At 56.3% G+C, this 21,630-nt stretch carries 16 protein-coding genes; 2 read left to right on the top strand and 14 right to left on the bottom strand.

Annotated features, from left to right (window positions below):
• Nucleotides 1–367: 367 nt before the first annotated feature.
• Genes KB892_RS19205 through iolE form a run of 3 tightly spaced genes read right to left on the bottom strand, consistent with a single transcriptional unit; the run spans nt 368 to nt 3,498 of the window.
• Nucleotides 368–1,399, bottom strand: a complete 1,032-nt coding sequence (locus tag KB892_RS19205) for a Gfo/Idh/MocA family protein (RefSeq protein ID WP_002892501.1) — start codon at nt 1,397–1,399, stop codon at nt 368–370.
• A gap of 9 nt (nt 1,400–1,408) precedes the next feature.
• Nucleotides 1,409–2,581, bottom strand: a complete 1,173-nt coding sequence (locus tag KB892_RS19210; RefSeq protein WP_004151796.1) for a Gfo/Idh/MocA family protein — start codon at nt 2,579–2,581, stop codon at nt 1,409–1,411.
• Nucleotides 2,578–3,498: a myo-inosose-2 dehydratase gene (gene iolE, locus KB892_RS19215; protein ID WP_002892496.1), complete on the bottom strand. Its 921-nt coding sequence runs from the start codon at nt 3,496–3,498 to the stop codon at nt 2,578–2,580. The genes KB892_RS19210 and iolE overlap by 4 nt, the downstream gene beginning before the upstream one ends.
• Before the next feature lie 571 nt (nt 3,499–4,069).
• Between iolE and KB892_RS19220 the strand changes: the two genes are divergently transcribed.
• Nucleotides 4,070–4,495: a hypothetical protein gene (locus KB892_RS19220; RefSeq protein ID WP_002892494.1), complete on the top strand. Its 426-nt coding sequence runs from the start codon at nt 4,070–4,072 to the stop codon at nt 4,493–4,495.
• A 76-nt stretch (nt 4,496–4,571) separates the two neighbouring features.
• Here the strand turns inward: KB892_RS19220 and lysS are convergent, their stop codons facing one another.
• From lysS to KB892_RS19255, 7 genes are all read right to left on the bottom strand, one after another.
• Nucleotides 4,572–6,089 (bottom strand): lysine--tRNA ligase, encoded by a 1,518-nt coding sequence (gene lysS / locus KB892_RS19225; RefSeq protein ID WP_002892491.1) that lies wholly within the window; start codon nt 6,087–6,089, stop codon nt 4,572–4,574.
• Between the two features lie 331 nt (nt 6,090–6,420).
• Nucleotides 6,421–7,896 carry a dipeptide permease DtpD gene (dtpD, locus tag KB892_RS19230; protein ID WP_004151795.1) on the bottom strand — a complete coding sequence of 492 codons (1,476 nt, stop codon included), beginning with the start codon at nt 7,894–7,896 and terminating at the stop codon, nt 6,421–6,423.
• A gap of 59 nt (nt 7,897–7,955) precedes the next feature.
• Nucleotides 7,956–10,103, bottom strand: a complete 2,148-nt coding sequence (cadA, locus tag KB892_RS19235; protein ID WP_062955045.1) for a lysine decarboxylase CadA — start codon at nt 10,101–10,103, stop codon at nt 7,956–7,958.
• Nucleotides 10,104–10,185: 82 nt separating this feature from the next.
• Nucleotides 10,186–11,520, bottom strand: a complete 1,335-nt coding sequence (gene cadB, locus KB892_RS19240; protein WP_002892484.1) for a cadaverine/lysine antiporter — start codon at nt 11,518–11,520, stop codon at nt 10,186–10,188.
• A 365-nt stretch (nt 11,521–11,885) separates the two neighbouring features.
• A complete protein-coding gene (gene cadC, locus KB892_RS19245; protein WP_004151794.1) occupies nt 11,886–13,454 on the bottom strand; it encodes a lysine decarboxylation/transport transcriptional activator CadC in 1,569 nt (522 codons plus the stop codon).
• 292 nt (nt 13,455–13,746) lie between these two features.
• Entirely contained in the window at nt 13,747–14,019 is a 273-nt protein-coding gene (locus KB892_RS19250) for a YdgH/BhsA/McbA family protein (RefSeq protein ID WP_002892402.1), read from the bottom strand.
• Nucleotides 14,020–14,119: 100 nt separating this feature from the next.
• Nucleotides 14,120–15,040, bottom strand: coding sequence for a Kdo(2)-lipid IV(A) acyltransferase (locus KB892_RS19255; RefSeq protein ID WP_002892400.1), 921 nt, complete (start codon nt 15,038–15,040; stop codon nt 14,120–14,122).
• Between the two features lie 510 nt (nt 15,041–15,550).
• On the opposite strand from KB892_RS19255, the gene KB892_RS19260 reads away from it, so the two are divergent.
• Nucleotides 15,551–16,417, top strand: coding sequence for a GNAT family N-acetyltransferase (locus KB892_RS19260; protein ID WP_002892397.1), 867 nt, complete (start codon nt 15,551–15,553; stop codon nt 16,415–16,417).
• A gap of 22 nt (nt 16,418–16,439) precedes the next feature.
• Here KB892_RS19260 and KB892_RS19265 read toward each other — a convergent pair whose 3' ends face one another.
• The 4 genes from KB892_RS19265 to KB892_RS19280 are packed head-to-tail and all read right to left on the bottom strand — an operon-like array spanning nt 16,440 to nt 21,227.
• On the bottom strand, nt 16,440–17,465 hold the full coding sequence (locus KB892_RS19265) for a fimbrial protein (protein WP_002892389.1): 1,026 nt from the start codon (nt 17,463–17,465) through the stop codon (nt 16,440–16,442).
• A 1-nt stretch (nt 17,466) separates the two neighbouring features.
• A complete protein-coding gene (locus KB892_RS19270) occupies nt 17,467–19,902 on the bottom strand; it encodes a fimbria/pilus outer membrane usher protein (RefSeq protein ID WP_002892386.1) in 2,436 nt (811 codons plus the stop codon).
• A gap of 10 nt (nt 19,903–19,912) precedes the next feature.
• Nucleotides 19,913–20,608: a fimbrial biogenesis chaperone gene (locus tag KB892_RS19275; RefSeq protein WP_002892383.1), complete on the bottom strand. Its 696-nt coding sequence runs from the start codon at nt 20,606–20,608 to the stop codon at nt 19,913–19,915.
• A 58-nt stretch (nt 20,609–20,666) separates the two neighbouring features.
• Entirely contained in the window at nt 20,667–21,227 is a 561-nt protein-coding gene (locus tag KB892_RS19280) for a fimbrial protein (RefSeq protein ID WP_004151792.1), read from the bottom strand.
• Nucleotides 21,228–21,630 lie beyond the last annotated feature (403 nt).

A 21,630-nucleotide genomic window follows, 5' to 3' on the forward strand; every position in this document is an offset into this window, starting at 1 on the left:
AAGAACAGCGGGCGCGGAGCCGTTTTATGCCGGGCGGCGGCGCCGCCTTGCCCGGCCTACATAACACAGGCATTAATCTGATTTAATATCAAACGGTTGCAGTGAAATCGTAGGCCCGTGCAAGCGCAGCGCCGCCGGGCAAGAACAGCCGACGCGGAGCCGTTTTATGCCGGGCGGCGGCGTCGCCTTGCTCGGCCTACATAACACAGGCACTAATCTGATTTAATATCAAACGGTTGCATAGATATCCCAGGCCCGTGCAAGCACAGCGCCGCCGGGCAACAGACATCAGGCATCGTACGCGTCCTTTTGCCGGGCAATGGCAAATACGCTCGCGCTATCTGCAAACCAATGCCCGGCCGGCTCCTTAACGTTCTTCGTTAAACACCGCGCCCACCTGGCGCCGCACCTCATCCATCACCTGCAGATTCTGCAGCACCCGACTGAGCGGCCGCAGCGGCGAGTCCTGCACCCCCTGTCCGATGCACCAGGCAAAATGCTCCGCCTGCCAGAACAGCTGGTCGTAGCGATTGCGCGGCTCTTCCCAGCGCAGCACCTGCCCGCCCTGGCTGGCGGCGAGCGTGAAGCCGCCGGGGGCGTAAAACTGGCCGTCGATCGTCAGGGTCGCCTGGCGTCCGGCCACCACCGCCCCGCCCGGCGTGTTGCTGAACAAAGTGGTGTTTAACAACCCCTGCATCCCGTTCTGCCAGCTAAACAGCATCGACGTCTGACCGTTCAGCCCCTCCGCCGTGGCGCTGCCGCGGGCGACAATCTCCTGCGGCATGCCGCCCACCATCAGCGCAAACGAGGTCACATAGCTGCCGAGGTCCATCATCGGCCCGCCGGCAAGATCGGCATTGAAGATGCGGTGGTCGCGGGTGAAATACTCGCCGTGATCGGCCAGCAGGGTATGCAGGTCGCCGAGCGCCCCATCCTCCAGCAGCTGGCGGATCACATCATATTTCGGCGCGTAATCGCACCACATTGCCTCCAGCGCCAGCTTCTCCTGGCGGGCGGCTTCGGCCTGCAGCTCACGCCCTTCGCCGAGGTTGAGGGCGAAGGGTTTCTCTATCAGCACGTGTTTGCCCGCCTTCAGCGCCTGCATGCCGTCGGGAAAGTGATGGTTGTGCGGCGTCGCAATATACACCGCATCAATATCCGGACGCGCCAGCATCTCCTCCACCTGGCCGTAAGCCTGGGGGATCCCCCATTCCGCGGCCACCCGGTCGGCCTTCGCCTGGCTGCGGGAAACCACCGCCACCACCTGCTGCCGGCTGTAGGTTTTCAATGAGTGCACAAAGCGCTCGGCGATCCAGCCAGGACCGATAATGCCCCAGCGCAGGATGGGAATGCTCTGCGCCGCCGGGCGGCGCGGGGTTGGTAAGTGTGACGGAAACATAGCGGCTCCTTAGTCTTTAACCACGTTCACCCAGCGACGGCTGGCCATCGAGGCTTCAATCGCCGACAGCACGCGCTGATTCTGCAAACCAAATTCAAAGTTGGGATAGCAGTCGCCCTCCCCGCAAATCCCCTGCACCAGGTCATGCACTTCGATCACCTTGACGTCAAAATAGCCCAGCCCGCCGCCGCCAAAATCGAAGCCGAAGAAGCCGGCATAGGCCGGGATCTGGCTCCCGGCATACAGCGTCTTAAAGCCGCGGTCATGTTTATCATCGTTGAAGCGATAGACCTGCAGCTCGTTAAAGCGCTCCCCGTCCATATACAGCGTGCCTTCGGTGCCGGAGACCTCCCAGAACACGCCGAAGATCCGCCCGGCGGCGATGCGCGAGGCCTCAATCACCCCCGCGGCGCCGCTGTCGAAATTGACCAGGCACTGAACCTGATCGTCATTTTCCACTTCCCGCCACTCGGCATCGACCGCGACCCGGCTGGCATACCCGGCATCGGTCTGCGGCACCGGACGCTGGCGCAGGCAGGTTTGCGCGCTGGCGGTCACTTCACGGATCCCGCCCAGCAAAAACTGGGCGACGGACAGGGTATGGGCGCCGAGGTCGCCAAGCGCCCCGCTGCCGCCGAGGGTTTTCGAGCAGCGCCAGGACCAGGGCAGGTTCGGGTCGTTATAAAACCCCTGATCAAAGGTGCCGCGAAAGCGCACCGGTTCGCCAATATCTCCCCGGGCGATAATCTGCTTTGCCAGCAGCGCCGCCGGCGTTTTGATGTTGTTAAAGGCCACCATGGTCTTCACCCCCGCGCGCCGTGCCGCCTGCGCCATCTCCTGCGCCTGCTGCTCATTGACCGCCAGCGGCTTCTCGCAATAGACATGTTTACCCGCCGCGATCGCCGCCATCGCCATTGTGTAGTGCAGATGGTTCGGCGAGGTGATATCCACCACATCAACCTGCGGATCGTTTACCAGCTCGCGCCAGTCGCCGTAGGCCTTTTCCGCCCCCAGTTTCGCCGCGTGGCGTTCGGCCATCGCCTGATCCTGATCCGCCAGCGCGTAGAGATGCGGGCGCTTGGGCAGATCGGGATAGAACATCGCCGCGCGACGGTAAGCGTCAGCGTGTGCCTGCCCCATAAAACCTGAGCCGATAAGGCCGATATTTAACCGCGCGCTCATGATGCATACTCCTCTGACGATGAAGGGGAAGATAAATGGTGCGCCAGCCAGGCATAGGCGCGGCTGGCGGTGGCCAGCGGCGGCGCCATCGCCGGGTCCTGCTCGGCTTCGATAATCAGCCAGCCGCGGTAGTCGCTGTCCCGGACAAAGTCGAGGATCGGCGCATAGTCGATGCAGCCGTCGCCTGGGATGGTAAACAGCCCGGCGCGCACCGCCTCGTTAAAGCTCAGGTTTTCCCGATACAGACGCCCCAGCACCTGGGGACGCACGTCTTTCAGATGCAGATGGCGGATACGGTGGCCATATTTGTGCAGTACGCGCGGGATCTCGACCCCGGCGACAAAGGCGTGCCCGGTATCAAACGCCAGCCCGACGTTGTCATGGGTGTGAGACAGAAACCGCTCCAGCTCGTCATCGTGCTCCACCAGCATCATCAGATGATGGTGATAGGCCAGCTGGAGGTCATAGTCGCGCAGCAGCAGGTCAGCAAAGGTATTCAGCTTGTGGCAATACGCCGCCAGGCTGACGCGGCTTAACGGCGGCGAGAGCGAAATAGGCTCATCAAGCGGGGTTTCACCTGGCAGTTGCCCGCATTCGCCGTAAACCATCACCTTCGCGCCGAGCTGCCGGAGAAGCTGGGCGTGCTCCCGCACCGCCTCCAGCTCCGCTTCCACGCTGCGGTCGGCCAGCATGCCGCTGTACCAGCCGGACGCCAGGCGCAGGTCAGCCGCCGCCAGCAGCGGGCCCAGGGTTGATGCCTGGCGGGGAAATTTCCGTCCTAACTCAATGCCCTGATAGCCCGCCTCCCGCGCCTCGCGCAGGCAGGTATCCAGGGGAATATCACCGCCTAAATCCTCGAGTACATCGTTGGTCCAGCACAGGGGGCTCACGCCCCACCGCAGTTGCTCTGTCGCCATCTTGTTCTCCTTTCCACCCTGTGGTCTTGTCTGGCGTCACTATAAGCAGGTGACGACCGACGATGAAAACGGAGAAATGATGGAAATCCATCATTGCACTGGCGGTATATTCGCTATTTCAGGTAACCCTGAAAAATAAATGGAAATAATGCTTGCCGCCGGCTTATTTTGCGGATAAAAATTACTGGCTTAATAACCCGCTTCAGAGGTTATCCCTTTCATTCGAAATATGATGATAGCAATATGAAAAAAACTCAACACCGCACCAGAGCGGGCTTTTGCCGTGCGCCAAGGACAGGCCTGCTGTTATTTGCCTGAATGACACATAGCCGCTTTTAAAACATCAAATAATTAACATTCTCTCTGCAATAATATGACACGCAGTGGGAAGGTTGGCTTGCGAAATAAGCATGAAACTTTGATGCTTTACTAATAAATAACCCCACAGCGTCTTGCTAATTACTTATCAGGACTGGTTGGGTTATTTTATTCTGACGCCAACGGGAGAATACACCAACGTGTATCCCTCTCTATGGCCCGGCACGCCGCTATCGCGATGAGAAACAATAAGATGAATAAGACCTGGCTTTTCACCACCCTCACCCTGGCGCTGGTCGCCGCCGCGCCGGCCCACGCCATTAGCGCGAAATACCGGGAACAGCTTGAACGTTCCGGCTGCACGCAGATGACCGATGGGACCACCTGCGATATTCATAAAACCAAAGCCGAGAATGCCGCCGCCGCGCAGCACGCCAGCAGCGGCTTCGGCCCCTGGGTGGGCACCTGGTATGTTTATACGGAGTATGGCGATAAAATTGATGAGATTACCGTCACCGCTAAAACGGTGAAAACCCATGGTCATCTGGTCGAGGAGGCGAAAGCCAGCCAGGGTAAACTGACCTTCCGGGTGAAAAGCTCAGCCTTTACGCTGAACGACGCCTTTAACGGCGTATGGGCAAACGGCAGACAGCGCGGCTCCCTGCAAAAAGTCCTGTAATAACATCGCTCTGCCGACAGGCCGGGGATAATGCAGGGAGAACCTCCCGGCGCAGGCCGGGAGGGAGTGCAATGGATTACTTCTGCGGACGCATGGCCGGGAAGAGGATCACGTCGCGGATGGTATGGCTGTTGGTAAACAGCATCACCATGCGGTCGATACCAATACCCAGACCCGCGGTCGGCGGCAGGCCGTACTCGAGGGCGGTCACGTAGTCTTCGTCATAGAACATCGCTTCGTCATCGCCCGCCGCTTTGGCGTTCACCTGATCCTGGAAGCGCTGCGCCTGGTCTTCGGCATCGTTCAGCTCGCTGAAACCGTTACCGATTTCGCGGCCGCCGATGAAGAATTCAAAGCGGTCAGTGATTTCCGGGTTGACGTCGTTACGGCGCGCCAGCGGAGAAACTTCCGCCGGGTATTCGGTGATGAAGGTCGGCTGAATCAGATGCGCTTCCGCCACTTCGTCAAAGATTTCGGTAACTATGCGTCCCAGCCCCCAGCTTTTCTCTACCTGAATACCGATAGATTCCGCCAGCGCTTTCGCCGCGTCGAAGTTATCCAGATCCGCCATGTTGGTTTCCGGACGGTGTTTCTTGATCGCTTCCCGCATGGTCAGTTTTTCAAACGGCTTGCCGAAATCAAACACCTGGTCGCCATACGGCACTTCGGTTTTGCCCAGCACCGTCTGCGCCAGGGTGCGGAACAGCGACTCGGTCAGTTCGATCAGGTCTTTGTAGTCCGCATACGCCATATACAGTTCCATCATGGTGAACTCTGGGTTATGGCGTACCGAGATCCCTTCGTTGCGGAAGTTGCGGTTGATTTCAAACACGCGTTCAAAACCGCCAACCACCAGACGTTTCAGATACAGTTCCGGCGCGATGCGCAGGTACATATCCAGATCCAGCGCGTTGTGATGGGTGATGAACGGACGGGCGGACGCCCCGCCTGGGATCACCTGCATCATCGGCGTTTCGACTTCCATAAAGCCGCGAGCCACCATGAACTGGCGCATGGTGGCGAGGATCTGCGAACGGATACGGAACGTATGACGCGACTCTTCGTTGGCGATCAGATCCAGATAGCGCTGGCGATAGCGAACTTCCTGATCCTGCAGGCCGTGGAATTTATCCGGCAGCGGGCGCAGGGCTTTGGTCAGCAGGCGCAGCTCGGTGCAGTGGATCGAGAGTTCGCCGGTTTGCGTTTTGAACAGCTTGCCGCGGGCGGCGATGATATCGCCGAGGTCCCATTTCTTAAACTGTTCGTTGTAGACGCCTTCCGGCAGGTCATCGCGCGCCACGTACAGCTGAATGCGGCCGCCGACGTCCTGGAGGGTGACGAAGGAGGCTTTGCCCATCACGCGACGGGTCATCATCCGACCAGCCACCGCAACTTCAACGTTCAGGGAAGCGAGTTCATCGTTGTCCTTCGCATCGAATTCAGCATGCAATTGGTCAGAGGTATGATCGCGACGGAAATCGTTGGGGAAAGCTACGCCCTGCTCACGCAGCGCAGCCAGTTTTTCGCGACGAGCTTTCAGTTCATTATTAAGGTCAATGGCCTCATCGGCACCTTGTGCTTGTTGTTCAGACATATGGATTCCTCATAACCTTGCTTTCAAACTAGCTTCGATAAATTGAACCAGGTCACCCTTCCGCGCGGCCTGTCTCTGGGAAGACACCAGAGCACAATCTTAACGATCCTGGATTCACTCCAAGCTGATCTCACTCAGCTATGGCTTCAGTAACGGTATTTTTTATCGTTGGCCTCCGCGCATGCCAGAATATCCTCCTCCTGTTCACTAAGCTGTGCAAGGAGCGACTTCGCGCTCCGCTGTTGAGGTAATGTCCCCGGTCGCGCTGCGCTTACCGGGGCTACGAATCGCGGCCCGGACAAGGTGTTTACGCCACGAGCCGGGACGAGCGTCAGGCGCCGCCGCCGGTAATTTCACCGGCAGCCGCACGACGTTTGCCGACGCTACAGGCCGCGGCAAAGGCGATAATGACCATCACCGCCACGCAGCCAAGGGTCCATTCGCCCATCTGCGCGAAGAAATGCTGATAGGCGGCAATCGCCGTATCGCTGATTTGCGATTCGGTGGTTTGCTGGGCGACCACGCCCGCCAGCCAGTTGGCCACCGCGCCGGTGGCCAGCATATAAATGCCGGTCAATACGCCGGTGACGCCGGGCATGTTCAGACGGGTGATTTGCGCCATCGCCACCGGGTCGATAAACAGTTCGGCAAAGCCCATCATCGCCAGCCCGGCGACCATCATGCCCATTGAGGCCTGACCGTCAGCCGCGCCATGGCGGGCATTGAGCGCCAGCAGCATAAAGCCGCCGCCCATCAGCAGCAGGCCGAAAGAAAATTTCAGCCAGACGCGCAGCACAGAACGCACGCTGCCTTCCGGGCGCATCAGCCACGCCAGCACCACGCCGGCCGCCATCACCGCTATCGCGTTAACTGACTGGAACAGCGCGGTCGGCACGTCCCAGTTCAGCAGACGACGATTGACGAAGTGGTCGATAAACAGGCTAATCGAGCTTCCGCCCTGCTGCGCCAGCACCCAGAACAACGTTCCGGCGAGCATCAGCAGGACGATCTGCCACAGCGCGCGACGATGCTCCGGGGCTTTGATCATGATCCGCGCCACCATCTGGGCGGCGAACAGGCAGACGATCGCCAGCAGATAGCCGGACCAGTTGTTTTGCAGCAGCAGCGTGAAAAATACCGGCGCCAGGCAGAGCATCACCAGCAGCCAGCCCCAGGTCGGCAGCACGAACTTCACCGCCCGCAGCGCCGGTTTATCGACGCCGCGGGTATGCCGGAAGTGGCGGCTGCCGCTTAAGAAAATCATCAGGCCGATAAACATACCGATCCCCGCAAGGGCGAAGCCGATATGCCAGCCGTACCACTGCGCCGCCAGTCCGCAGGCGATGGGCGCGGCAATCGAGCCGACGTTGCCGGCGGCGTACAGCAGCGAGAAACCGCCGTCGCGACGCGGGTCGTCGTGAGCGTACAGTTCGCCGAGCAGGCAGCTGATATTGGATTTAAACAGGCCGTAGCCGCAGATGATGATCGCCAGCGCGACGTACAAACTCCATGCGGAGGTCGACTCAACGCCCAGCACCACATGGCCGAGGGTCATCAACAGCGCCCCGGCAATTACCGCCGTGCGGTTGCCGAGCAGGCGGTCGGCAAGCCAGCCGCCGAGAATAGGGGTAACGTAAACCAGAGATGCGTAAGCGCTGAACAGGCTGATGGCGTGGCTGTCGTCGAAGCCAAGCTGGTGGGTAAGGTAAAGGATGAGTAAGGCGCGCATGCCGTAAAAGCTGAAGTACTCCCAGATCTGGATCGCAACGATGTAGTAAATCGCGCGCGGCTGTGAGGGTGTTTTCATGTGTTCTCCTTGCAGCGTGAAAAAGGGAAGTGGCAAGCCACTTCCCTGGTGTGCGTCTATTACTTGTTATTCTCTTCTTTCAGCACTTTAACGGTGTAACGACCATCCGCCTGACGATAGGCGCCGTGGATATCGGTTTCGAAGCCTGGATAGTGGGCGCCGATTTCGCACAGCATCTGCAGGAACTCCAGCACCGGACGGCTCTCTTCGGTGATCATCTCACCCGGCATCACCAGCGGCACTCCCGGAGGATACGGCAGGATCATGTTGGCGTTGACGCGGCCGACCATCTCTTCGAGATACACTTCTTCCGTCTGACCGTGCAGCTCTTTCTGGAACGCGGCATACGGGGTCATCACCATCGATGGCAGCACTTCAAACGCGCGGAACATCAGATCCGGCAGGTTGTGATGCTCAATCAGTTTGTGAATGTTCTGCGCGAGGTCCTGAATACGCATGTTTTCATAGAATTCAGGATCTTCACGGTACAGCGACGGCAGCATGTTTTTCACCCGCAGGTTCAGGTCGAACGCGCGTTTGAAGTCGGTCAGCGCACGCAGCAGGCTCAGCGCTTTAGTCTTATCGATACCGATACTGAACAGGAACAGCAGGTTGTACGGACCGGTTTTCTCTACCACGATGCCGTGTTCGTCGAGGTATTTCGCCACGATGCTTGCCGGAATACCGAAGTCATCCATGGTGCCGTCTTTCTTCATCCCCGGAGTCAGCAGCGTGACTTTGATCGGGTCGAGGTACATGTGTTCATTATCGATGTTTTTGAAACCGTGCCATGCGCTGTCGGAACGCAGCGGCCAGCATTCAGGACCATCGATATGCTCCGGCTGCCAGACGTCGAAGAACCAGCCGTCAGACTCGCCTTTCAGACGTTTGATCTCTTTACGGAACTTGATGGAACGTTCAATAGAGCCGTCGATCAGACGCTTACCAGCGTTCCCCTTCATCATCGCCGCCGCGGTTTCGGTGGAGGCCACGATCCCGTAGTGTGGAGAGGTGGTGGTGTGCATCATGTAGGCTTCGTTGAAGGTCTCTTCGTTTACGTCGCCTTTCACATGGATCATCGACGCCTGGGAGAACGCCGCCAGCAGTTTGTGCGTGGACTGGGTTTCATAAATCACTTTCCCTTCGACGCGGCCGCCGCTCATCCCGCATTTGCCTTCATAGATCGGCGAGAAGTTGGTGTAAGGCACCCACGCGGAGTCAAAGTGGATGGATTTCACATCCAGGGTTTTCTTGATGAAGTCGGTGTTGTACAGCAGACCATCATAGGTTGAGTTGGTGATAACCGCGTGTACCGGCCAGGTCGCATTCGGCGTCTCTTTCACACGCTTGGCGATAGTCGCGTGCTGGAATTCGCTCTGCGGAATACCGCCGAGGATACCGTAGGCGTTACGGGTCGGACGGAAGTAGATCGGCGTAATGTCGCTCATCATCATCAGGTGAGTCAGCGATTTGTGGCAGTTACGGTCAATCAGCACGGTGCTGCCGGCCGGCGCGGAGTACATGCCGACGATTTTGTTAGCGGTAGAAGTACCGTTGGTCACCATGTAGCTGCATTCTGCGTTAAACACGCGAGCGATATACTCTTCCGCTTCTTTGTGCGGGCCGCTGTGGTCCAGCAGGGAACCCAGTTCAGAAACCGAAATGGAGATATCGGATTTCATGGTGTTGGAGCCAAAGAAATCGTAGAAGATGCTGCCTACCGGGCTTTTCTGGAACGCGGTACCGCCCATGTGGCCTGGGGTACAGAAGGTATATTTACCTTCACGGACATATTTGAACAGCGCTTTGGTCAGCGGCGGCAGAATGGTGTCGATGTATTCGTCAGTGTTCTGTTTGATTTTGTTCGCGATATCTTCCGCAGCGCCCAGCGCATATTCGAAGAAGCGAACCTGCATGCGCAGATCGTTCAGGCTAACGTCCAGAGTGGAGTAGGTGTTAGCGAACGCATACAGCGGCATGTACTCGTTCATTTTGCTGATTTCTTCGCACAGTTCGAGATTGTATTTATCCCAGTCGAAGATCACGCCGCACAGACGAGAGTTGTTTTCAATAAGTTTTAATAAGTCGTCACGGTCGTTCGGGTAGACAATACGGAAGTCCAGGCGTTCGAGAGCACGATGCAGTTCACGGATGGGTTCTTCTTTGAAGTAAACCCCCATGTGATTCATGATTGCAATAACGTTCATAGTCAAATCTCCAGATGTAGAAAGCCCCTCCCGTCGCGTGATGACAGGTGATGGAAGGAGCCTCAGGAAAACGGGTTGCTGATTAGTGCGCGTTAGCGGTGGTGTTGTTATCCGATGCGTTGTTCTGGCGCTGGTGCATTTTGCGACCGTAGAACATCAGGATAATCAGGCTAACGATGAAGGTGCCGGCCAGTTCGAAGGAGCTTGCGCCCATCAGCGCGATGAAGCAGAACACGCAACCCAGTACCGAACAAATCAGGCTAACGAAGTTACGGATGTTGATGCCTTCGAAACGAATCAGGTCAACACAGGAGTAGAAGTAAGGCAGCATGGTCAGCAGTACCGCGATACCGGTCAGTTCGCCGAACAGGTCAGAGGCTTTACCACCGGCGGAGTTCATCAGGGTAATCAGCACCATCAGCGCGGTCATTTTCACTGCGGCCAGCAGCAGGCCTTTTTTCGGAATACCGTTGTTATCAACTTCGCCATACACTTTCGGGAAGTTACCGTCGTTGGCGGCACGTACACCGGCCTGGCCAACCAGCATCATCCACGAGCCCAGAGAAGTCAGGCAGGCAAAGGCGGTGAAAGCGGATACCATCGGTGCAGCCCAGCCGCCGAGGATGGTAGAGGCGCTAATTGCGAACGGCGCACCGGACGCGGCCATCTGAGAAGCAGGATACATACCGGCGATAACCTGAGTCGCGGCGATATAGACGATACCGGCCATCGCTGTGCCCAGCATGGTAGCCAGCGGCACGGTACGTTTCGGGTTTTTCACCATCCCGGTACTCACGGCGGCGGATTCTACGCCAACGAAGGCCCACAGGCAGAGCAGGATACTTTTAATAACCGCGTGGCTATCGGTGGTGCTGGAGGTATTCCAGTTCGCCTGATAGGTAGCGACATCAAACCAGTGCCAGCCGACGACCGCGGTCATGACTACCGGAATAAGCACCAGTACCAGACCAATGGTGGTCAGACGGCTGACCCAGGTCCCGCCAAGCATATTAACGAAAGTAAAGATCCACACGATGGCAATACAGGCAATACCTGCTGGCACCGGGTTATTTAAAATTGGGAAGAACGTAGAGAGATAAGAAACTGCGGTAATCCCGATGGCCAGGTTACCAATCCAGTTTGCATGATAATAAAGGACACCGGTCTGGAAACCGAATGCCGGAGATATTTCGCCAGCGTAGGCAATAGGACCGCCCTGCTGCGGGTTTTTAGTGGCCAGTCGGGCATAAACATAAGCCAGAGACATCGCACCAATAATTGAAATTACCCAGCCCCAAATGGCAATACCACCGATGCTGGCCAGGTTCGCAGGTAATAATGCAATCCCGCTCCCCATCATATTACCGGCGACGACACCGGTACAGGCAAATAGCCCGATCTTCTTGGCAGAACTCATGGTTGTTTTTCTCCTAAGTTTATTTGGGAGGTACAGATCATGATACAGAACCATTAATTGACCCGACCAACTGCCAACAAGATTACTGATTTGTACGAGATAAGTCCTAAAGATAAAGTGATATAAAAACAAACATCAGACAAATGATATTTTGACCTTTTTCGCTTAACATATAAAAATGACAACAGGGTGTCATAAAAAGATAAACATCGTTGAATTACAGTGAGTTAGAAGAAGGAGAACGTGTTATCTGACTGTTATTTAAAGCCTCCTGAATGCTAAATAAAAATAACAACAAGAGGCTTCATGAGAAACATAAATTTAACCTCACCATGTCCAAAACCTTGCACATGATGAGGGTTTACTTATTCTGAAGAGAGAAAGTTGTCGAGATATGGAACTACTCGGTTAACCGATGTCTGGAAAACCCCATTTTCAATCCAGTACAGGGTATCTTCGCCAGGACGTAAATTAAACGCCGTGATGTAAGAATCGGCAGCCAGACGGTTCTCACCTTTCATCTCATAGACTTTCCCTAACAGCACATAATTTAGCCATGACATCTCTAAATCAATCGCACTATTAATTGCGGTATTTGCTTCGTCGACTTTGCCCTTCCCCAATGAATCCACCGCTTTTATTTGATAATAAATCGCCATGTCTTTTATACCCGGCATCGCCCCTACCCGCTCGAATTCACTGTAGAGGGCGGCCAGCTGTTTATCGTCAAGCGGCTGTTGCGAATGGCGCAATACATCCACCAGCGTTTTTTCGGCATAGGCGTAAATAAAATCCGGCGCCCGCTTAATCACATCATCCAGCAGGCTACTGGCCTTACTTAATGAATCGACATCGCCCTTCATTAACAGCTGATGCGACTGGTAGAAATAGGTTAACGCCACGCTTTGCGAGGGCTGATATTGCCTGAGCATCGCCTGCATTCGCGCCGGCCACGGCTGCGCCAGGGCATCCGACAGGCTGTTCATCAGATCGTTCTGGATGGTCAGCTGGTTATCGTTGGTCACAAAGTAGCGCTTATCCAGCATCGTCGAGCTGTCGGCGTTGTCCACCAGCTGGACCGACATAAAGCACTGCTGCGCCCGATAATGGCGCTGATTAACGAACTCAATGGTCAGCGTTTTGCCGGAACTGCTTGGTTCATTGATGTTGTAGTCCGTTTTGTCATGCACCATAAAGGTCGAGAAGGTGTTCAGCGAGGTGGTGATCAGGCTGGCCAGTCCTACGGCGTAGGAGTGCTGCGACGACCAGTTAGCGCAGGAGTTGCCATTCACCAGGTGGATATCGATATCGCGCGGATTGAGCAGCAGACGCGCCTTGTTGACCGGCGGCCGCGATTCCATGCTCGACAGCGCCACCAGCGCCACGCAGGTGCCCAGCGCCAACAGGAACAGCCCCCACACCAGGGCGGTAGTGAGGCGCTTGCGGCCTGACGGCGCGCTGGCCACGGTAGGAGCCGGTGGCGGCGCGGCGGCATCAGGGAGAGGGACAGAGACGTCGGATGGCGCACCGGCGGCCGGCGGCGCAGGAACGGCGGTCGACGGCGAAGGCGTCAGCGCCTCCATCGACGGGGCTAGCTCCTCCCCCTCTTCGGTGCACCAGATCACCGGCACCGTGAGCTTATACCCCCGTTTGGGTACCGTCGCGATGTACTCAAGGCTAACGTCGTCGCCGTCTTTGAGCGACTTGCGCAGTTCAGAAATACTCTGCGTGACGACGTGGCTGGTCACAACGTTCCGGGTCCAGACGTTTTCGATAAGCTCGTCCCGGCTAAGCACTTCCCCCGGATGGCGGGCAAAAAAGACCAGAAGATCGATTAAACGCGGTTCAAGGGTAAGCTGGCGCCCCTTCCTGCTGATTTGGTTTACAGAGGGGGTTACCAGCCATTCACCGACGCGAACAACAGGTTGTAGCATACAAGAAAGCCCCAGACAAAAAGGGAAAGGCGCGATGATAACACATTTGTCCTACCTATTTTTGCCAGGGGTCACTCCCTCAGGCATTAGGCCGGAATTGGCTCTTTATTAATAATAAAAAGCAATAATTCATTAACATCGTGATCATGAAATCTATATATAGCGATAAAAACGCATTTCCGCTGCCGCTATTGCCTAAGGCAATTCCGATAGCAGAAAAAAATAAGCCCGGAGGCTTAACGCGCTCCAGGCTCAGTGCGTTGCGCGCCGATACGGCACGCTTTAAAAAAGGTTATTTATACACTTCCGCTGTGGCTTCAAAGTTAGGGCCATGCTCACGCGCAGCGGTGATCACGTAGTACTTTCCGCCTTTCTCATCGGCCAGCTTGGAGAGCTGATCGTGCAGATCGGAAGGCGAAGAGAATTCGCCACCGGACGGCCCCACCGAGATCGGCCCGACTTTGGTCAGTTTGAAGTGTTTCACTTCTTCTTTGGTAATCAACTGCGCGGCGGAGGCGCCAAATGCAACGGCGGAAAGGGCTAACGCGACTATCACTTTTTTCATCCTGCAATCTCCTTGGAATTAGCCTTCAGTCAGGCCCTTTCAGTATAGACGGCGATTTACTAAGCGTGCTACCGATGCGCTTATTTTTTGGCCGAGGCGTTCAGTAACGCGGCGGTACTCCTTCCGGGCGGGTCTTAAAGCGCCGGTGCAGCCACATGTATTGCTCGGGCGCCATCAGGATGCACTGTTCGATAATCTGATTCATCCAGGCCGCCGTAACCTCGGCGCTCGCCAGCGGCGGCGTGCGCTCCGGCGTCAGGGAAATCAATTCATACCCCATGCCGTTGGGCTTGCGCCGCGGAACAAACGGCACAATCGTCGCCCCGGACATTTTCGCCAGCATCCAGGTACCGGTGGTGGTCGCCGCCTGTTCGACGGCAAACAGCGGGGCGAAGACGCTGCTGGCCGGACCGTAGTCATGATCCGGCGCGTACCAGAGAATTTCCCCCTCTTTTAGCGCCCTGACCATCCCTTTCAGATTTTTTCGATCCAACATGGTCTTGTTAGAGCGCAAGCGTCCCCAGGTTTGCAGCCAGTCAATCAGCGGGTTATCGTTGGGCCGGTAGACGCCAATGCCTGGGGTAAACATGCCGTACATTCGCGCACCCATTTCGAGGGTCAGAAAATGGATACCGATCAGTAAAATGCCCTGCTTTTCTTCCAGAAGCTCCACCACCTCGTTAACGCCGCTGGTCTCGGTCCAGCGCGCTACCCGGTGCGTCGGCCAGAACCAGGCCATGCCGGTCTCCATCAGCCCCATGCCCAGCGATTCAAAGTTTTTCACCAGCAGCGCCTCGCGATCGGCGGCGCTCATCTCGGGAAAGCAGAGTTCGAGATTACGTCTGGCAATCCGCGCGCGGCTTTTCATCACCCGCATTGCCAGCCGCCCAAGCGCCGTTCCCAGACGGTAGATCACCGGATACGGTAATTGCACCAGCAGCCACAAAAAGCCAATTCCCAACCACAACAGCCAGTAACGCGGGTGCAACAGCGCGCGGGAAAATTTGGGTAAATTTGACATAGTAATCCTGTTAATTCACTCAATAATAGCTGAGCAAAAACCGCGAAATAAAGTAGCGGATCCTGCACGTAGTATTTTTCCAATTCGTGCGGTAATACTCAATCACAAAGCGCGTTATTATAAGCCGATTCCAGGATAAATTCAGCCCTTACGCTGGGGACTACTCTATTATTAGACGCAACGCGTAAAATTTCCTGTTTAATGCATAAATAAATAAACCTAACCTCTACGGCTCGGCCGATTGTCGATAAAATAGCCAGTACATTTGCCTCAGCCTCTCGACCAATACCTCTTTTACTCACGCTTTATTATGGCGGTAGCGAATGCAAACAGGCCGTTCAGACCGGTCTGACACGGTCAGCATGCGGTTATTTGTGACTGGGGCAAAGGTTAAGCATCGACATTGCTGATCCTTTTCCCAGATATGCTACGTTTACAGCGCTCATTCGACGCAAGTGCCTTTGCCGACGTCGCCGCTTTCAGAAGCCATTGTGAGAAGGAACTATGACAATGAATTATCAATTAGTGAAGCAAGTCAGAGAAAATAACCCATTAAGAAAAAGCTTCATTGACCTTGCCGTTAAGACTTTTGACCTGTCTTTTGAAGAGTGGTATCAGCAAGGTTACTGGACCGATGCCTATATCCCCTATGCTTTTGTCGAACGCAATAAAGTTATCGCTAACGCTTCGGCCAACATCATCGACCTGCGCTGGCAGGGCGAGCCCCGGCGTTATATTCAGATTGGCACCGTGATGACCGAGCCGGACCACCGTAATAAGGGATTAGCCGGCCAGCTTATCCATCACATCCTGCAGGACTGGCAGCAGGAGGCGGACGCCTTCTTTTTATTCGCCAATCCCACCACGGTGGATTTTTACCCCAAATTTGGCTTCACCCGCAGCGAAGAGTATCAATATATTATGCCGGTCTCCCCGCGAGCCGGTGATTTTCGTAAACTGGATATGGACAGCCCTGACGATGTCGCCCTGCTCCGCCATTACTATGAAAAATCCAACCCGTTCTCACCGCTGCGGGTGGAGCATAACTTTGGCCTGCTGATGTTTTACTGCTCAGCCTTTATGAAGCATTTTGTCTATTACTCGGCAAAAAATGAGGCGGTGGTCATCGCCATGCAAAACGGTCCGGTGCTGATCTGCTTTGATCTGTTCTGCGACGTGGGTAAGAGCCTGTCGACGCTGGTCAACGAACTGGCCGATGACCACGTTTACCAGGCCATCCTCGGTTTTACCCCCAGTGAAGACCGGCTCGGCGAGTATGAGAAGATAGAGGGAGAAGATATCCTCTTCGTCTATGACCAGAAGGAAAACCTGTTTAAAGACAGGAAGTTGATGTTTCCTTTACTGGCGCATGCCTGACGGCGCCGCGCCGCCAGGCAGATCAGTTATAAGTCACCACGAAGGTCGCGCTGGCGTTCGCTTCGCCCGCAGTCACTGCGGGCTGCGTCTGGATATAGCGGGCCTGATAGGATAAACGATAGTTCGTCTGACTGCCTTTTTTCCCGGACCAGACCTGGCTCACCTGGTTTAGCGGCACCAGCGAGCCGCCGGCACTGAGGATCTGCACGCCAAGTCCGGATGCCCCTTCAGGTTGGTCATCGATTTTAATCACTTCGTTGGCGGCGACAGCGCTGTCCACCGTCGCGTTAAACTGCATAAACACGCTGCCGACATTTTCACAGTTCGTCAGGTTGATGTTAAAAGGAACCGGGGCGGTGGTGCTGTTGAGCCCGGTAAATGCGGTTTTGTTATGCCGTCCGAGGAAGACGTTAATGTTTTTACTGTCGTCAGTAATCTTGCAGGTGGGTGATTTGACCTGAATACAGAGCCCGCTGACGCTGAAGCGCATCGCCTGTACTCCGCCAAGATAAATATCGCCAAGGTAATCATTAAGGCAATATTCGCCCGGCAGCGGTAGACCGCCGTTATCGGCAATCCGCCAGAAATAGATGGTCGGTTTTTTATTCTCCGCCTGAAATGCGCGCTGGCCGGAAAATACCGGCGCGGAAGGCCAGGCCGTGAACAGGGGATCGAAATTAATGCCATCCTGTTCCCCCATCTGAAAGCTGTAGCCGATGCCCGGCAGGCGGTCGATGCTGTAGATATCCCCCGGCTTGCCGTCTCCCGCCGGGCCGACCCGGGAACCGCCAATGCTCTGAAACCCGCCGGGCTCGCTGCCGCTGCAGGCGATCTCCCAGCGTTCGTTATTAGTGATAATCATCCCTCCGTAGCTGTATAGCAGGGAGCCGATGGGGAGATCGCTGACGTCAAGGTTGATACTGGCCTGGCTGACGTTCACTGAATACTCGATAGTTTTGCCACTGACCATCTGACACGCTGCCGACAGCGAAGCGCAGTACCCGCCGGCCAGCAGAAGAGGTACCCCTGATGCGATGATTTTTTTCATATTACTTCTCCTTTATTCCCGGCCGGCAGACCTGATGCGGCGTGCCGCTGCTAACCTGCTGCACCGCGTCGTCGCGGATGGCATAGGCCAACCGGCAGCGTTGCCCGCTGCGTTCGCCCCATACTACCGAGACGCTGCCGTGGTCCTGCGGCACCCGGGCATACAGCAGCCCGCCCTGACCGACGGCGCCAACCGCCCGACCGTTGTCGTCGAACACCTCCGCGCCCAGCGGGGGCGCCGCGCCATCCGGCAGCGTGACATGGGCAAACCAGGCATAGCCGGTACGCGTGACAAATTTGACCTTCACCGCCGCGCCCGAATCGGGCACCACCGTCGTGCTGCTGGAGACAATCTCCACATGGTCGTTCAGACCCTGCGGATCGAGATCCAGCCAGTTAGCGGTAAAGGGATCGAGGTAAGGGATGATCGTAAAACCCTGGCGGTTAATCGGCTGTCCAAGGCGGTTAGCCACCCGGGCCCCCACCGCGCCGGGCGCTTCCACAATGGCGAAGGTTTCCCCCAGTTCGGGGGTGGCGGTCATGCCGCCCTGATGCGCTACCAGGGCGCCCGACGCCCCCAGCGAGTACTGCTGCTGATGGCGACCGGCGCTGGCGCTGGCGTTCAGGTACGCATAATCCGTCCGCAGGCTACCGTTGGCCGCAACGCTGGCTTCATTTGGGTTCTCCCGCGGCATGTCGTAGCTGGCGGTCAAACCGTAGCTGAAGGCGTTTTTCTCGCCTGCGCTGCCGGTATAGCTGGACTGCAGCTGGCTGCCGTAGTTTTTATCGTGGTTAAAGCGGGTGGTCAGGCTGCCCGCCTGCCCGAACGGCAGCGAAAAGGAGACGCCCACCACCTGATTATTGCGGTGATGGATATCCTGGCTCTGCTGGGCATACAGATAATAATTGAGCTGACCATAGCGGTTGGCATAGCCCAGCTGATATGAGCGCCAGCGGTGGTGGCGGACATCCTCACTCCAGATTCCGTTAAATGACAGACTGCCGCTGCCGGCCTGCTGAGACAACGTCGCGCTGTAGCGGGTCATCTCCCGCCAGTCGTTGGGGTGCCGGTCGTGCTCCCAGGCGGCATCGCGAATGGAGCGATAATTGCCGTCGTTGCTGTGGCTCATCGAGAGCAGCATTCGCGTATCGGATGTAAACGATTTTGATGCGGACACCCGCCAGCGGTAGCCCTCCTGCCAGCCGTGCTCCCTGCCCTTCGCCGCAGAACGGGAAAGATCGACCGCCAGCGCGCCCCAGTAGGTATTGAAGGCGCTGCCGACCAGCGTCGAGTAATAATCTGTCGTCGCGTTAGCGCCGGTATAGCCGCTGATATAGTCATTGAAGCCGTACTGCAGCGTGGCTTCGCCAAATCCCGGCCGCCCGGCGATCCCGTCCTCATCCAGATAGCCCAGCGACAGATCATAATAGACCGCGCCTGCCTGCACCAGGCCAGGCAGCGTGGCGTACGGCACGGTAAAGGTGTCCTGACTGCCATCCGCCTCGTGGATCGTCACCTGTAAATCGCCGCCTGCGTTGGTGGGATAGAGATCGTCGAAGGTGAATTTGCCCGGCGGAACCGTTGCCTCGTACAACAGAGCGCCGTTCTGGGTGACCGTTACGCGGGCGTTGGTGCGCGCCACGCCGCTGACCGACGGCGCAAAACCGCGGCGAGAGCCCGGCAGCATGCGCACATCGGTAGCCAGCCTGCCGCCGATAAAACTGACGCTGTCAAAGAAGGTTCCGTCGGTCCATCCCTGACCCAGCCGTAACGTGGACGCCCAGTTCACTACACTTCTCTCAGCCCAGGTGGCAATGCTATCCCAGTGCGTATTCCCTTCCTGCGCCTGGTAGCTGGACTGGTGATGTAACCGCCAGCCAAAGGCGCGCAGGCTGGCATCCAGCCCGAGATAATGATGGCTGCTGGTGTCCCCGTCGACGATGCTCTGATAGCTATTGGCCTGGTAGCGCAGCACCGCGGCGGGCACGCCGCTATCCACCTTTTTCAGGTTCACCGCCCCCCGATAATGGGGTTGCAGCAGCGCCTGGGGCATATTTACCCGCAGGACGTTTTCCCCGCTGTCATACTCCCAGCCGATCGCCTTATCGATCTGCGAAAAACGCAGGCAGGTGGCCGCGGTTGGCCACTGGGCATCCTTCAGCTGCAGAGCGTCGAACAGCGAGGGTGAGATGCAGGGCTCAAGCTGGCCATCGTGTTCCTGGATAACAAACGTTTCTTCCCCCAGGTCCCGGCCATTCACCGAGAGCGTGCTGCGGTACTGTCCGGCGTGTAGTGGATTACCGTATTGATATTTCTGGAGATCAACCTGCGCGGCGCCGTGCAAATGGGCGCGGTTAAAACTAAACGCCTCTGCCGCCCATGCCTCCTGCCAGGGAAGGAGCAGCATCAACCCAACCTTGATCTCCCTGAATTTCATAATAATGTCCTTACTGAGGATAATTATGATTCACTACCGCGCCGTAATCATTGATGGTGGTGAAGCTGAATTTGGCTGGCAGCGTGCGCAGCGCGACCCCTTTAGGCGCGATCTCCAGCGAGGAAAACGGGGCGACCATGCCGGCAGCGTGTTTTTTTCCGTTAAGGGTGATGCTGTCGATGGTGATATAGCGCGCTGAGGCATTGCTCACCCGCAGCCCGTTGCCCGTAGGAGCCAGCGCCCAGCTCAGGGCTTTTTCCGCGGCTATTTTTTCCGCCGCCACGCCTGCCGGACGGTAAAACAGCTTGATACGCGACCGTATCGCGAGCTGCAGGTAATTGTCAGTCTTGCCATTTTTCGGCTCAGGTGGGATATCCAGAAGATTGAACCAGAACAGCGATTCCCGATCCTGCGGCAGGCGGCTGCCGTTAAACACCAGGCGCCAGCTCTGGCCTTTTCCCGGTTCGATGCGCACAATCGGCGGCAGCACAATAAACGGCGCCGCATCCTTTTCCGGTTGATTTTGCACGCGGCCATCGTCGACCCAGACCTGCGTCAGAGAGGGGGTCTCCCCCATATTGGTGGCCCGGACGGCGATCTCTTTTTTGTCGCCGGAAAAAATAATCCGTGTGCCGTCAATAACCATGCTGGCGTCCGCCGAGGGTAAATAGCTGGACAGCAGCAGTGCCAGAACCATACGCCGCATATTCACCTCCTCCTTGCCGGGTGGATAAACGGCCCCTGAACGGGGCCGTGGACAGGGGTTACGGATAGACCACCGTAAAGTTGACGTAGGTAGCGACTTTTCCAGCCGTAGCGGCGTCGGTCGCATAGTAGCGGGCATAGAAAGGCAGCGAGGCGGAACCATCCTGCTCAGCCACCGCCACCGGGATCACGTCCGGGCGAGCAATGGTGCCGTCTGCAGCGACCGCCGGGGTCTCCGCGAGGTTAATCGGCGTAAACCGAGTGTTCAGCAGCTCCACATCGACGTTTTCTGCTTCCGTGCCGTCAGACAGAGTGTTTTTTAGTCGACCCTCCGTGGAAACGTATTGATCTTTCTCGAAGTACACCGAGACATCAGCCCCTGGGGTGCAGCTCGTCAGATCGATGGTGAAGGGAACCACGCCCGCCGTTTCACCCGCGCTGCTGAGCGCTGAACGCTGGACCGTCGGTAGGGTTACCGTCTTGTCTTTATTCACTACCGTACAAGTATTTTCGATGACTTCACCATTAAAGGTGACTTTGCCATCAGCAGCCTGTGCCGCTACCGGAGAAAGCATCATCATCACCACGAAAGATGCCATTCCTCTGCTGTATTTTTTCATCTTCACTCCTCATCACCACGCTTATGGAGAATCGTTCAGGAAATACCCTGACGTACTTTATACGTACAATTTATTAATGCTCAGTCCATTGGATTAACCTGTTATCTTTTAACCCCTTCCCTGCACTGACATCCTACTCACTTCATTATTTATTATTCAAATTCGCCACCAGGACCATTTCTACTTTTTATAGAAAAGTCTTAACACCACTTTGAAAAAGAAATAAAACTGACGCACAATAAAAACACAACTCACTGTAAATAAAAGGTAATTTTTATTTTTTATTTTCTAAAAAACATTCGAGAAATGCGATCTAACTATCTCACCCTCATTATTAACCACCTCCTCCCACGTTCTCCCCCCCTGGATTGAAAGCGCAGGGAGTATGTTATTTCAGGTGGGT

Source organism: Klebsiella sp. P1927, from assembly GCF_018204675.1.
Classification (GTDB): domain Bacteria; phylum Pseudomonadota; class Gammaproteobacteria; order Enterobacterales; family Enterobacteriaceae; genus Klebsiella; species Klebsiella pneumoniae.